Origin of the sequence: Streptomyces sp. M92 (assembly GCF_028473745.1) — a bacterium.
GTDB lineage: Bacteria > Actinomycetota > Actinomycetes > Streptomycetales > Streptomycetaceae > Streptomyces.
The window spans coordinates 5,288,797-5,303,132 of the sequence record NZ_CP101137.1 but is presented as its reverse complement, the minus strand read 5'-3'; the positions used below and the strand labels follow the sequence as shown (position 1 = coordinate 5,303,132).

The window sequence follows — 14,336 nt, the reverse complement described above, 5'->3', positions numbered from 1 at the left end:
TGCCTCAGGCCTCGGTGGCACGGGTGAGGGAACGGGGGCGCAGGTCCGTCCAGTTGGCCTCGACGTAGGCGAGACAGGCGTCGCGGGAGTCCTCCCCGAAGACGGTCGTCCACCCGCCGGGCACCTGGGCGAAGGACGGCCAGAGCGAGTGCTGGCCCTCGTCGTTGACGAGAACGAGGAAACGGCCGTCTGCGTCGTCGAATGGGTTGGTGCTCATACGCGGGGCCTCCCGATGCATTAGGTTAGGCTCGCCTAAATCGAGATCGAGCTTAGCTTTCCCGCTTTCCGCTCCACAAGGAGACATCGATGAGGCTCGTGGAGGAAGAGGCGTTCGCCGTGTACGGGTTGCGCGGCACACCGGGCGGCGACGGCTTCTGGGCGGCCGCGAGCGCGCCCGTGGCGGTACCCGACGGCGACGGCTGGACGACGCTGTTCCTGCGGCGCGGGTCCGAGGCGGCGAGCGTCGTCTTCGAGAGCTGGTCGGAACCGGTGGAGCTGCGCCGGTGGGGTGACACGGACTGCTGGTACGCCGAGGTGCGGATGCCCGCACGGCTGCGGGTGACGTACTGGTTCCGCGTGGGCGGCGCGGCGTACGCCGACCCGCTGAACCCGGTGGGGGCGGGCGGCGACCGGTCCATCGCCGCGACGCCCGACGCACCGGCCCAGCCGCACTGGCCGGCCGTCGGCGCCGACGACGTACTGCCGCTGCCCCGCACCCGGTTGCGCTGGATCGGTGGGCTGCTCGGCGGGCGGCGCACGGTGCGGGTCCACCCGGTGGGCGGCGGTGGGCCGGTGGTTGTGCTGCTGGACGGGGACGACTGGCTGCATCTGCACCCGGCGACGACCGCGTTCGAATCGGCGGTCGCCGGCGGTGACATGCCGCCGGTCACCCTCGTGTTCCTGCCGGCCAGGGACCGGACGGCGGAGTTCGGGTGCCGTCCGGAGCTGTGGGAGGCGGTCCGGGACGAGTTGCTGCCGCTGGTGGCGGATTCCGGGGTGCCCGCCGACCCGGGGCGGCTGGTGGTCGCGGGGCAGAGCCTCGGCGGGCTGAGCGCCCTGTACGCGGCTCTCAGGTTTCCGGACCTGGTGTCGCGGGTCGCCTGCCAGTCGGCGTCGTGCTGGTGGACGCCCGGTTCGGCGGAGCTCGCGGACCCGCTGGGCGGTCCGGTCGGCGGGTCTCTCGCCGAGCTGCTGCGGGAGGGGCCGGATCTGTCCGGCCTGCGGGTCGCCTTCGACGTGGGAGAGCATGAGCGGCGGATGCTTCCGCACTGCGAGCTGGTGGAGAGCCTGGCCGCGGGGGCCGGTGCGACGGTGCGCATCGCGCGGTCGCCCTCGGGCCACGACCGGGCGGGCTGGCGGCACGCGCTGCTGAGGGACGTCGCCTGGGCTCTCTCCGGGTCCTACCGCCGGTCGTAGCGGTGACCCCGCGGCCCCGTTGCGGGCGCCGCGGCGTCCGGGGTGGGTGGCGTCGGCCACCCACCCGGTGCTTCGTACCGCCCTCAGCTCTGCGGACGGCTGCCGTGGTTGGCGCCGTTCTTGCGGCGGGCCTTCTTCTTGCGACGTCGCTTCGAGGACATCGAAACCTCCTGTTTCTCATATTTCCGGACAGTGTGCACCGGATTGTCACCACCGGTGATCACAGAGCCCCTTTCCCAGTCACGCTGTCGCAAACACGCGAAACGGAAGCAAACAGGTGGCGCGCGTCACCGCTCCCGGAGGTCACCGGGCCACCGCCAGGCAGTAGCCCTCGTCGGTGGCCAGGAGGTTGCGGTGCGTGTCCTCGGCGGTGATCACGCCGTCGTCCAGGACGAGGACCCGGTCGGCCACGTCCAGCAGTGCGGGACTGCTGGTGATCACGACGGTGGTGCGGCCCCGGCGCAGCCCGGCCACATTGCGCGCGATGAGCTGCTCGGTCACGGCGTCGACGGCCGTCGTCGGGTCGCGCAGCACGAGGACGTCGGCGTCGGCGGCGAGGGCGCGGGCCAGGGAGAGACGCTGGCGCTGTCCGCCGGACAGGTTCGCGCCCCGGTCGCGGACGGGGTGGTCGAGGCCGTCGCGGTGCAGGGCGACCACGTCGGTCAGCATGGACGCCTCGACGGCCTCGGGGACCGTACGGCTGGTGCCCGAGGGGTCGATGTTGGTGCGCAGGGTGCCGGCGAAGATCTCCCCGTCGTACGGATTGACGAGGAGCTGCGCGCGGAGTGCCTCCACCGACAGGTCCGCGAGGTCCCGGCCCGAGACGCGCACCGCCCCCTCGTAGGCGTCGGGCGGCACCCGCAGGGCGAGCACCGCCGCGAGGTCGGCGGCGGCGCGCGGCTGGTAGGCGGCGATCGCCACGAACTCCCCGGCCGCTACGTGGAACTTCAGCTCGCGCAGGGCGCCGTGGCGCACGCAGTCGACCTCCAGCCCGCCGCCGGCGGCCGGCCGTTCGGTCCCCGGGGTCGTCACCGGCGGCGCGTTCAGCACCAGCGCCATCCGTTCGGCGGAGGCGCGGGCGACCATCACGTACTTCGGCATCTCGGAGAAGAGTTTGAGCGGCTCCATGATGAACTGCGCGAGCCCCACCGCCATGACGAGTTCACCGATGTTGATCCGGCCCTCGAACGCCAGCCAGCCGGCCGTGAGCGTCACGGCGGCGGCGAGGACCGCGTTGAGGGCCAGCGCGGTGCCCGCGTACACGCCGTTCACCTTCGCGACGGTGACGGCCTGCCGCTTCGCCTCCGTGCTGACCCTCCGGTAGGACCGGAACGCCGCGTGGTTGCCGCCGAAGCCGTGCAGCGGACGCAGGCCGGTGATCAGATCGGCGACCTTGGCGCCAGCCCGCGCCACCCGGGCCTGCTGCTCCTGGGTACTGGAGCCGATCCGTCCGGACATCACGCTCAGGACCGTCAGGATGGCGACTGTTCCCGCGATCACGAGCACCCCGAGCCGCAGGTCGGCGAGCCCGAGGGCGACGGCCGCGATCAGCACCGCCACCAGCGAGCTGATCAGCAGCGGCACCACCTCGATGATGTCGGCGGTCTGGTCGGCGTCCTCGGTGGCGATGGTCAGCACCTCGCCGGACTTGAGGTCGACGTCCCTGGCCACCGGCTGGAGTCCGCACTCCGCCACCCGTACGCGCCAGCGGTGGGCCTCGGTGGTGTTGGCCTTCTGCAGGACGCGCATGCCGAACCGCCACGACAGCGACACCGTCGTGATGATCACCGCGAGGGCGGCGATCGACACACCGAGGGAGCCGGGGCTCCGGTCGCGCATCGTGTGTTCGACGATGAGGCCGAGGGCGATGGGGAAGGCGGTCTCACCGGCCTGGTACAGGCCCATGAGGAACGTGCCCCCGGCCATGGCGCCCACATTGCGGCGCAGGGCGGTCCGCAGGATGTCGGACCCCGGTCGGGGCCGCTTCGTGTCAGCAGTGGTCATCTCGTGTCAGTGGTCGTCGAGGTGGCGGGCGATCGCTTCGGGGGTTCGCAGGGTCAACAGGTCGCGGATGGTGATCACCGGACCGTACTCCCGGCGGAGCAGCCCCGTCAGCCGCACCGCCAGCATGGAGTGTCCGCCGAGGGACACGAAGTCGCTCACCGCGCTCACCTCGTCGTCGTCCAGGTCCAGTGCCTCGGCGAAGAACGCGCACACCGCGGTCTCGGTCTCCGTCACCGGACCGCGCTCCCCCGCCGTCGTCAGCGCGCCCAGCGGTTTGGCCTCGGGCAGCGCCTTGGTGTCGGCCTTCCCGTTCACGGTCAGCGGGATGGCGTCGACCTGCGCGTAGTGCGTCGGGCGCAGGAAGTCCGGCAGCCCGGCGCCCACTTCCGCGGCGACCTCCGCCAGGTCGGCGCCGTCCAGCACGAGGTAGGCGGCCAGCCGGTAGGCGCCGTCGACCCGCGGGTCGGGCTGGGCGACCGCGGCGACGAACCGCACTGCCGGGTGCGCCGCGAACACGGCCTCGACCTCGCCGAGTTCGACCCGGTGGCCCCGGATCTTGACCTGCTGGTCGGTGCGGCCCAGGTACGTCAGGTTGCCGTCGGGCCGCCGCGCCACGAGGTCCCCGGTGCGGTACATGCGCTCGCCGGGCGCGCCGAAGGGGCAGGCGACGAAGCGGTGCGCGGTATGCGCGGGCTGCCCGAGGTAGCCGCGCGCGATGCCGATGCCGGAGACGTACAGCTCGCCGGGCACGCCGTCCGGCAGCGGTCGCAGCCACGGGTCCAGGACGTACACGTCGGTGTTGTCGATCGGCACCCCGACCACCGGGTCGGGGCACTCGAAGGTGCCGACGCCGAGGGTGTTGATGGTGTACTCGGTGGGCCCGTACAGGTTGTAGCCGGCCGTCCCCTCCGTGTCCGCGAGCCGCTGCCACAGGGCCGGGGTGACGGCCTCGCCGCCGAGCAGCACCAGCGCGGGCCTGCGCGCCGGGTCGTCGAGAAGGCCCTCGGCGGCCAGTTGCTGCGCGTAGGTCGGGGTCACGTTGACGACGTCGATGCCGTGCTCCAGGCAGTAGGCGACCAGCCGGGGCGCGTCGCGGCGCAGTTCCTCGTCGCAGATGTGCACCTCGTGGCCGTCGGCGAGCCACAGCAGCTCCTCCCACGACATGTCGAACGCGAACGACACCGTGTGCGCGATCCGGAAGACCCGGTGCCCGTGCTCGGCCAGCACCGGTCCGAAGATCCGCCGCTGGTGGTTGACCAGCATGTTGGTGAGTCCGGCGTACTCGGTCACCACGCCCTTGGGCTTTCCGGTCGAACCGGAGGTGTAGATCGTGTACGCGGGGTGCCGCAGCCGGCCGGGGTCGTCGGGGTCGAACGTCGCGAACGGTTCGGCCTCGGGCAGCGGGCGGTCCAGTTCGATCAGGTCGCCGGTCAGGCGGGGCGACACGGCGCTGACCGTGAGGATCACCTCCGGGCGGGCGTCGGCGACGATCGCGGCGATCCGCTCGTCGGGGTGGTCCAGTTCCAGGGGCACGTACGCGGCGCCGACGCGCAGCACGGCGAAGAGCGCCACGATCGAGTCGAGGGAGCGCGGGACCGCGATGCCCACCGTCGTCTCGGGACCGATGCCGCGCCGGGCGAGCACACCGGCCACCGCGCGGCTGCGGTCCCGCAGCTCGGCGAAGGACATGGCCGCACCGTGGGCGACCAGCGCCACCCGTTCCGGGTCGCGGTCCGCGGCCAGGTCGAAGCGGTCGACGACGGTGTCCGTGCCGACGTCCGTGCGGCGGGCGGGAGCCGGCTCGGGCCCCGCCCCCGGCAGTGCGCCGACGGGTCCGGCCGACCGTGTCAGGTCGTCGAGTACACGCAGGTAGTCGTCGAGCAGGCGGCGGGCTCGGTCGGTGTCCTGGTCGCGGTACTCCAGTTTGACGGTGAGCCGGTCGCCGGGGGTGACGACCCAGGTGAACGGGTAGTGCGTGGAATCGTCGGCGCGTACCGAGGTGATGCCGTGCTCGGCGTTCAGCTCGGCGAGGGCGTCCAGGTCGAGGAAGTTCTGCAGCACGAACAGGTTGTCGAAGAGGGTGTCGTGTCCACTGGCCCGCTGGATCTCCCCGAGCCCGAGGTACTCGTGCTCCATCGCCTCGGTGCGAGCCGTCTGCACGGCCGTGAGGTACTCGCGCACCGTGTCGCCCGGCCGGGGCCGCGTCCACGTCGGCACGGTGTTGAGCAGGACGCCGACGACGCCGGACAGTCCCTCGCCCTCCCGGCCGGAGACGGTCACGCCGAACACGGCGTCCTCGCGGCCCGTGCGGGCGCCCAGCAGCAGGCCGAAGGCTCCGGTCAGTACCGAGTTCAGGGTGACGCCGTGGGTCCTGGCGGCCGCCCGCAGCCGGTCGGAACGCTCGGCGGAGAGCGTGTGCACGAGGGCCCGCGGCAGGTCGTCGGGGAGGTCGGGGGCCGGTCCGGCCAGCAGCGTCGGTCCGGACAGGCCGGACAGGTGCCCGGCCCAGAAGCGTTCCGCGACGGCGGGGTCCTTGGCGGCGAGTGACCGGGCGTGGTCCTCGAAGCCCGGCGTGGCCGGGACCGGGGCCGGTGGCTTCCCCGCCAGGACGGCCCGGTAGGCGTCGAACAGGTCCCGCAGCACGATCTCGCGGGACCAGCCGTCCCACAACAGCAGGTGGTAGCTGAACAGCAGTCCGTCGCGGTCGCCGGGCAGGCGCACCACGGTGAGCCGGATCAGCGGGGGCCGCGCCGGATCGAAGCCGGTGCTCCGGTCCCTGGCCCGCAGCGCCTCCACCTCCGCGTCGGTCGCCGCCTCGACCGTGGTGACGTCGACCCGTCGGCCCGCCGAGAGGACCTGTACCGGGTTTCCGTCCGCGTCGGTGGTGAAGCCGGCGCCCGCGACGGGGTGCCGCGCCACCACGTACGCCATCGCGTCGGCCAGCGCGCCCGCGTCCAGGCGCCGGTCGAAGGTGAACCAGTTCTGCGCGACGTAGTGTCCGGCCGGGCCCGTCAGCTGGGCCTGGAAGTACAGGCCGCGCTGGAGCGGGGTGACCGGTGCCGTGCGCTCGGCCGTCGCGGCGGCGTCCGCGATGCGGGCCAGTGCCTCGTGCCAGTGCCCGGTGATCCCGTCGGGGACGCCCTCGGCGAGCGTGAAGGCCGCGTGCAGGCCGCCGGTGGCCTCGTCGGTCCAGGCGTTGACCTCGACTGCGTACGGGCTGCCCTGGTCTCCGGGGGCGAGGGGCAGCGCGCGGGATTCGCTGCCCCGGCCCAGGTAGTTGAGGAGCACCTGGGCGCGGGCGGTCAGCAGGGGCGCCGTCTGCGGGTCGAGGTACCTGAGCCGTCCGTAGGCGGCGTGGGCGTCGTCGTCGGGGCGGCGTGCGTCGGCCTCCTTCGCGGCCGCCACGGGGTCGGTCTGCGCCGTCAGCCGCACGGGCGCGATGGCGGTGAACCAGCCGACGGTGCGGGTGTAGTCGTGGTGCGGGAGGGCGGGCAGGCGGCCGTGCCGCTCCAGGTCGATCGCGAGGTCGGTGGGCTCGGGCTGGACGCGGGTGAGGGCGGCGCGCAGGGCGCCGCAGAGCAGTTCGGTGACGTCGATGCCGAGCGCGGCAGGTGCGGTGCGCGTCAGGCGTTCGCTCACGTCGGGGGCGAGCACGACCGTGGACTCGCGCCGTGCGCCGCCGGTGGGCAGCGGCGCGGGCGCCTGGAGCGCGGTGATCCAGCGGTCCAGGTCGTCGGCCTCACAGACGGGTCGGGAGGCGAGCGCTGCGGCGTACTCGGCGTAGGGGGTGGTCGGTGGGGGCAGGGGCGCTCCGCGCATGGCGGCGGTCAGGTCGTCCAGCAGGATCAGCCAGGAAACCGAGTCGACGGCGAGGTGGTGGACGGTGACCACCAGGGTCCGGGTCGTCTCCAGCCAGGAGAACGCGACGACGTGTCCGGATTCGGGGTCGAGCCGTCCCGCGGCTTCGTTCGCCGCGGTGGTCGCGTCCGAGTCCGCCCGTTCGACGGTGACCTCGCGGGCGGGCCCGGTACGCAGGGACCACACCCCGTGGTCGACGCGCAGCCGCAGCCGCAGGACCGGATGGGCGGCGACGACGGCGCGGGCGGCGCGTTCGGCGTCGGCGAACCCGGTGCCCTCGGGCGCCGGTACTGCCCTGGCCTGGGCGAACCGGGCGAGTGAACCTCCCAGTTCCCGCTGGCGCAGGACGATGGGGGTGGGCGGCAGCGGACCGTCCTCGTGACGGACGGTTGCCTCCTTCGCCACCGGTCGTGGGCCCGCTCCCTCCGTCGCCAGGTGTGCGGCGAGCGCGCGGGGGGTCCTGCGGAGGAACACGTCCTTCGGGGCGACCGACAGGCCGAGGGCGCGGGCTCGGTTGATCACGGTGATGGCGACGATGCTGTCGCCTCCGGCGCGGAAGAAGTCGGTGTCGGCGTCGACGGGTACGCCGGGCAGGGCGTCGGTGAAGATCCCCACCAGGGCGTCGAGCGCGGTACCGTCCGCGCCCCGCGGCACGCCCTCCGCGTGTTCCCGTGCCGCGCGCTCGGTCAGTGCCTTGCGGTCCAGTTTGCCGTTGACCGTCAGCGGCAGGGCGTCCAGGCGCAGCACCCGGCCCGGCACCATGTACGCGGGCAGCCTGGCCGCCAGGGCCCCGGTGAGGTCGCCGGGCGCCCGGCCCACGACGTGCGCGACGAGGTGGTCGCCGCTGTCCGCGACGGTGACGGCCACGTCGGCCACGCCGTCCAGTTCCCTGATCGCGGCCTCCACCTCGCCGAGCTCGATGCGGAACCCCTTCAGCTGGACCTGGTCGTCGGCGCGGCCCGTGAACTCCAGCTCGCCGTCGAGCGTGCGGCGGGCGAGGTCGCCGGTGTGGTACATGCGGGAGCCGTCGCCCGTGAACGGGTTCGCCACGAAGCGGCCCGCGGTGAGTCCGGGGCGCCCCAGGTAGCCGAGCGACAGCTGGTCACCGGCGACGTAGATGGCTCCCTCCTCCCCCGGCCCGACCGGGCGGAGCCGGTCGTCGAGCAGGTGGGTGACCAGGCCGGGCAGCGGGCCGCCGATCGGGCTGGCGTCGTCATCGGTGGTGAAGTCCGCGTCGGTGAGCACTCGGTGGGTGACGTGGACGGTGGTCTCGGTGATGCCGTACATGTTGACCAGTTCGGGCGAGGCGGTGCCGTGCCGGGCGACCCAGTCGCGCAGCCGCCCGAGGTCCAGTGCCTCGCCTCCGAAGACGACGCGGCGCAGTGCGGGCAGCGGTTCGCCGGCCTGCCGGTCGGCCTCCATGAACCGGTAGAACGCCGACGGCGTCTGGTTGAGCACGGTCACCCCCCGGTCGCGGACCAGGCGGTGGAAGTCGACCGGGGAACGGGTCAGGCCGTACTCCGGTACGAGCAGTTCCCCGCCGTGCGCCAGCGCGCCCCACAGCTCCCAGACCGCGAAGTCGAAGGAGAAGGAGTGGAACTGGACCCAGACGTCGTCCGGGCCGAAGGCCATGTCGCGCCGGGTGTTGGCGAGCAGCGTCACCACACTGGAGTGCGGGACGACGACGCCCTTGGGCCGGCCGGTCGATCCGGAGGTGTAGATCACGTACGCCGGATCGTGCCACCCCGGTCCGGTGTCCTGGCCGGTGACGCCTCCCGGCGGCTCGTCCCCCCGGACGAGTACCCGGGCCCGTACACCCGCCCGGGACAGCAGCCGGCTGATCCGGTCGTGCCGCTCCGAGTCGACCAGGACGACCTGCGGGGAGGCGTCGGCGAGGACGTACTCCAGGCGGTCGTCGGGGTAGGCCAGGTCGAGCGGCACGTACGCGGCGCCCGCGCGCACGGTCCCGACCAGGGCGACGACCTGTTCGACGGAGCGTGGGACGGCGACGGCGACCAGTCGGCCCGGTCCCGCGCCGGCCGCGCGCAGTGCCGAGGCCGACGCGGCTGACGCGGTGTCCAGTTCGCCGTAGGTCAGGGATCGCCTGGCGCCGTCGAGAGCGCACTGGGTGACGGCGACGGCCGCGGGATCGCGGCGTGCGGCGGCGTCGAAGAGCCCGGCCAGGGTGGTCCGGACGACCGGTTCGGGGAGTCGGGTCCCCTCGGTGGCCACGTCGTCGACCAGGGCGTCCGGCCGGGTGAGCAGGCCGGTGAGGGTCCGGACGAACGTGCGCAGGAGCCCCTGGGCGCTCGTCTCCCGCAGCAGTTCGCCGTCGTAGATCAGGTTGAAGCGCGGACGGCCGTCGCCGGTGCGTTCCGCCACCAGCGTCAACGGGTAGTGCGGTGCGCCCTCGTTCTCGACGCCGGTGATGACCAGCGTGTCGCCGGGCCGCCGCAGAGCCTCGATGTCGGGCGCGACGTCGAAGACCACCAGGGTGTCGAACAGGGTGCCGGTGCCGGCGGCGCGGGCGAGCGCGGACAGCGAGACGTGCTGGTGGGGCAGTACCGCGCTCTGGTGGTCACGGACCGAGGCGAGCAGTTCACGGGCGCTGGTGTCGGCGGACCACCGGGCGCGCAGGGGGATGGTGTTGATGAACAGACCCACCATGTCCTCGACGCCGGGCACGTCGGCGTCCCGTCCGGACACCGTGGAGCCGAACACCACGTCGGTGCGGCGCAGGAGCCCGCCCAGCGTCACCGCCCAGGCGCTGTGCACGGCCACGCTCAGCGGTACGCCGGCCGACCGGACGGCCGCGTCGATGTCGTCCGCCGGTTCCACCGCCGTGTCGGCGAACCGGTCGGACGGGGTGTGTCCCTCGGCGACGAGTGAGGGGCCGGCGATTCCGGCGAGCTGTTCGCTCCACACCCGGTCACCGAGCCCGTCGTCGCCTCGTGCGAGCCGGCGTACGTGGTCGGGGAAGCCGCCGAGCGGGTACGCCGTCCCCGGCGCGTGGTACTCGGCCAGCAGGGTGCGGAGCATCGGCGTCACCGACCAGCCGTCGGCGACGATGTGGTGGACGGTCTGCACGAGGACGTTCCTGCCGGTGCCCGCGCGGACGAGCGTGCAGCGCATCAGCGGGCCGGTGGCCAGGTCGAAGCCGGCGCGGCGGTCCCGCTCGGCCAGGTCGCGGATCTCGTCGTCGGTGATGCCGGGCCGGTCCAGGGTGGTGAAGGGTGCCTCGGTCCCGCCTTCCAGTACGGAGACCACCCGGCCGTCGGCGAGGGGCACGAACCTGGCGGCGAGGTTCGGGTGGAGCGTGAGCAGACGGGTGGCCGCCGCGGCCAGCCGGCCGGCGTCCACCTCGCCCTCCAGGGTGAGCAGTTGCTGCTCGATGTAGCTGCCGGTGGCGTCCTCGTCGTAGACGGAGTGGAAGTACAGCCCCTCCTGGAGCGGGGTCAGCGGCAGGATGTCCCGCAGCGCCGGGCCGTCCAGGGCGTCGACGTCGGACTGGGTGAGTGTCAGCGGGGCGAAGTCGCTGGGCGAGTGGCCGCCGTGTTCGAGGGCGGCCAGCCCGGTCAGGGCCTGGAGGTAGTAGGCGCCGAGGGTGTCGATGTCCTCCTCGGTGAACGCTCCGTCGGGCCAGGAGAGGGTGGTGGCGAGCCGGTAACCGCCGGCCGGGTCGGGTTCGGCGATCGCGTTGAATTCCAGGAGCCGCGGCAGACGCATCCTCGGGTCCCGGCGTTCGCCCAGCTGCCCGGTGGTGTCGGAGAGTTGCCAGTCGCCGGGCGCACCCGCCTCGAAGCGGCCCAGGTAGTTGAAGAGCACCTGGGGCGCGGGGGCGTCGAACTCGCTGTCGGCGAGGTGGCGCAGGGCACCGTAGGAGACGCCGTTGTCCGGGACCCCGGCGAGGTCTTCCTTGACGGCCTTGAGTGCGGCGGCCAGGTACTCGGGGGTGGTGGGGTCGGCGACCGGTCCGGGGTCCACGGTCACCGGGAAGAGAGTGGTGAACCAGCCGACGGTCCTGGACAGTTCGGGCTCGAAGCCGGCGGTGGGTGCCACGAACCGCGGCTCGCGGCCATGGCCTTCGAGTTCGACGTGGGCGAAGGTCTGGTCCTGTCCGAGGTCGCGGCGCCGGCGGGCGAGGGCGACGGCTAGCGCGGTCAGCAGGACGTCGTTGACGCCCGCGTGGAACTTCGCGGGCGTCTCGCCCAGCAGCGCGGCCGTGACCTCGGGGTCCACCGAGACGGTGCGCAGCCGTTCCCGGGCGACGGTGTCCGACTCGTTCAGCGCCCGCCTGCCCAGCGGCCGGTCCGGGCCCGGCAGGGGCCGGCGGTAGTAGGTGCTGTCCGCGTCGAACGCCGCGCGTTCCAGCAGTTGGGTCCAGCGGCGGAACGACGTGCCGGCCGGGGGCAGTTCGACCGGCGTTCCGGAGGCGTGCTGGCGCCACGCGGTGGCCAGGTCCTCCATCAGGATGCGCCAGGAGACGCCGTCGATCACTACGTGGTGGGCGACGAGGACGAGTCGGCGGGCGTCCCGGTTCCACACGGCGCTGAGCATGGCGCCGTGGTCCGGGTCCAGCCCGGCCGTGGCGAGGGCCAGGCATGCGTCGAGCGGCCGGTCGCTCTCCCGCCACCGGGGCGTGGAGCCGTCCGCCTCCGGGATGTCGAAGCTCCAGCGTTCGCCGCGGACCAGCCGGGCGCGCAGCATGGCGTGCCGGGCGACGAGGGCGGCGAGCATCTCGTCGAGGGCGTCCGCGGTCAGTTCCGCCGGGGTGTTGAGGACGACCGACTGCACGAAGCCGTCGACGGCGTCCGTGGTCTCGCCGAGCCACTGCACGACGGGGGAACCGACCACGGGACCGGTCGCCACGTCGCGGTGGTCCACGACGGCGGTGTCCTCGCCGCTCGCCGCCACCGCCGCGAGCGCCCCCAGGGTGCTGTGGGTGAGGATCTGCCGTGTCGTGACGTGGAGTCCCGCCTCGCGCAGGGCGGCGAGCAGGGAGATCGCGAGGATGCTGTCTCCGCCGAGCTGGAAGAAGTCCTGGTCGACGCCGACCCGGTCCAGTCGCAGCAGTCGCGCGACCGCCGCGCACACCGCGCGTTCCCTCTCCGTCGTCGGCGGCACGGCCGAGGCGGTCGTGAGCTCGGGTTCGGGCAGCGCGTGCCGGTCGAGCTTGCCGTTCGCGGTGAGCGGGAACTCCGCCAGGACGACGACGTGGGCGGGCACCATGTACTCCACCATGTGTTCGCCGGCCCAGGCCTTGACGTCGGCGGCCCGCAGCGTCTCGGTTCCGGCCGGGATCACGTAGCCCACCAGGTAGGTGCCGCCCGCGGCGTTCTTCTTGGCGACGACGCAGGTGTGCCGGACGCCGGGGTGTTCGGCGAGTCCGGTCTCCACGTCCTCGATCTCCAGCCGCATCCCGCGGATCTTGATCTGGTTGTCGGCCCGGCCGAGGAAGTCCAGTGAGCCGTCGGGGTTGTAGCGGGCGAGGTCGCCGGTCCGGTAGAGCCGGGAACCGTCGTCGGCGAAGGGGTTCGCCACGAACCGGGACGCCGTCAGGCCCGGCGCGTTCACGTATCCGCGGCCCAGGAGGAGGCCGCCGACGTACAGTTCGCCGCCGACGCCGACCGGGACCGGGCGCAACTCGTCGTCGAGCACGTACAACTGAGTGTTCGGGTTGGCCTTGCCGATCGACGTCGACAGGCGTTCGGCCGCGCCCCGGTAGACGACGTGGGAGACGCCGATGGTCGTCTCGGCGGGCCCGTAGCCGTGGTACATGGGGATGCCGAGCCGGGTGCGGAACCTTTCGTACAGCTCGGGGGTCAGCACCTCGCCGCCGCACCAGACGTGCCGCAGGCCGTCCAGGCGCCCGGAGTCGCCCGCGATCTCCAGCAGTACGTCGAGCATGGACGACACGAGGTAGGTGAAGGTGACGCGCTGCTCGGCGATGACGCCCAGCAGGTGGTGCGGGTCGCGCTCGCCGCCGGGGCCCAGGACGACCAGGCGGCCGCCGCGGACCAGCGGCAGGAAGATCTCGTTGACGGAGATGTCGAAGGACAGCGGCGCCTTGAACAGCGAGGCGTCGTCGGGACCGAAGCCCAGGATCTCGTGGGCCTGCCACAGCAGGCGCTCGCTGATGGCCTCGTGCCGGATCATGGCGCCCTTGGGACGCCCGGTCGAGCCGGAGGTGAAGATCACGTAGGCCAGGGCGTCGCCGGGGACGGGGACCTCGGGCGCCTGGGCGGGGAGTGCGCCGTGGTGCCAGTCGGCGAGGTCCACGGCGACCGCGGCCGGTTCACCGGCCGGGTGCTCCCCCGAGGCGTTGAGCTGTACGACGACGCCGGCGTCCTCGATGACGGCGGCCCGGCGCTCGGCCGGCCAGTGCGGGTCGAGCGGCACGAAGGCGCACCCGGCCTGGAGCACGCCGAGCAGTCCGACGACCATGTCGGCGGAGCGCTCCAGGGAGATGCCGACCAGTTGTTCGCCGGTGAGCCCCAGCGTCACGAGGCGGTGGGCCAGCTGGGCGGAGAGCTCGGCCGTCCGGCGGTAGGTCAGCGTCCGCCGTTCGTCGACGACGGCGACGGCGTCCGGCCTGGTCCGCGCCTGCTCGCGGAACATCTCCATCAGGGTCGGGCGGACGCGGTCGGCGCCGGTGTCGTTCCACCGGGCCAGTTGCTCCCGCCGCGCCGCCGCGTCGGCCGGTGCGATGGTGCCGAGGGGCCGGTCCGGGAAGTCGGCGAGGTCGTCCAGGGCGAGCCGCGCGTCGTCGGGTGCGACGCCCGCCGGCAGCACGACGCTCCGGCCGTCGGCGCCGGCCGCCCCGCCACCGCTCGCGGAGCCGCCGTTGTCGACCCAGCCGAGTACGTCGGGAAAGAGGGTGCTTGGTGCGAGGTCGATGCCGTCGGGACTGCGGCCGGTGGCCCAGTACTCCAGCCCGACGGCGCAGGCCTCGGCGATGGTGCGGTCGGAGAAGTCGCCGGTGCGGCGGCGGACGCCGGCCAGTTGCCCGGGGGAAAGCGGTATGTGACGAGCGCTCGGTTCCATCATCGAAGACTCAA

Annotated in this window: 5 protein-coding genes; 1 reads left to right on the top strand and 4 read right to left on the bottom strand. The window is 73.3% G+C overall.

The features are described from left to right. Nucleotides 1–4: 4 nt before the first annotated feature. Entirely contained in the window at nucleotides 5–217 is a 213-nt protein-coding gene (locus M6G08_RS23850) for an MbtH family protein (protein ID WP_272589208.1), read from the bottom strand. An 89-nt stretch (nucleotides 218–306) separates the two neighbouring features. On the opposite strand from M6G08_RS23850, the gene M6G08_RS23845 reads away from it, so the two are divergent. Then, nucleotides 307–1,416, top strand: coding sequence for an alpha/beta hydrolase-fold protein (locus M6G08_RS23845; RefSeq protein WP_272589207.1), 1,110 nt, complete (start codon nucleotides 307–309; stop codon nucleotides 1,414–1,416). Nucleotides 1,417–1,499: 83 nt separating this feature from the next. Here M6G08_RS23845 and M6G08_RS36030 read toward each other — a convergent pair whose 3' ends face one another. The 3 genes from M6G08_RS36030 to M6G08_RS23835 form a co-directional block, all read right to left on the bottom strand. Further along, nucleotides 1,500–1,577 (bottom strand): 50S ribosomal protein bL37, encoded by a 78-nt coding sequence (locus M6G08_RS36030; RefSeq protein ID WP_370443954.1) that lies wholly within the window; start codon nucleotides 1,575–1,577, stop codon nucleotides 1,500–1,502. Between the two features lie 142 nt (nucleotides 1,578–1,719). Next, nucleotides 1,720–3,420: an ABC transporter transmembrane domain-containing protein gene (locus M6G08_RS23840; protein WP_272589206.1), complete on the bottom strand. Its 1,701-nt coding sequence runs from the start codon at nucleotides 3,418–3,420 to the stop codon at nucleotides 1,720–1,722. 6 nt (nucleotides 3,421–3,426) lie between these two features. Then, nucleotides 3,427–14,325 carry a non-ribosomal peptide synthetase gene (locus M6G08_RS23835; protein ID WP_272589204.1) on the bottom strand — a complete coding sequence of 3,633 codons (10,899 nt, stop codon included), beginning with the start codon at nucleotides 14,323–14,325 and terminating at the stop codon, nucleotides 3,427–3,429. Nucleotides 14,326–14,336: the final 11 nt, after the last annotated feature.

What these genes read in the sequence shown, in the direction of transcription:
- M6G08_RS23845 (WP_272589207.1), top strand. Translation starts at nt 307, where the DNA reads ATGAGGCTCGTGGAGGAAGAGGCGTTCGCCGTGTACGGGTTGCGCGGC.
- M6G08_RS23840 (WP_272589206.1), bottom strand. Translation starts at nt 3,420, where the DNA reads ATGACCACTGCTGACACGAAGCGGCCCCGACCGGGGTCCGACATCCTG.
- M6G08_RS23835 (WP_272589204.1), bottom strand. Translation starts at nt 14,325, where the DNA reads ATGATGGAACCGAGCGCTCGTCACATACCGCTTTCCCCCGGGCAACTG.
- M6G08_RS36030 (WP_370443954.1), bottom strand. Translation starts at nt 1,577, where the DNA reads ATGTCCTCGAAGCGACGTCGCAAGAAGAAGGCCCGCCGCAAGAACGGC.
- M6G08_RS23850 (WP_272589208.1), bottom strand. Translation starts at nt 217, where the DNA reads ATGAGCACCAACCCATTCGACGACGCAGACGGCCGTTTCCTCGTTCTC.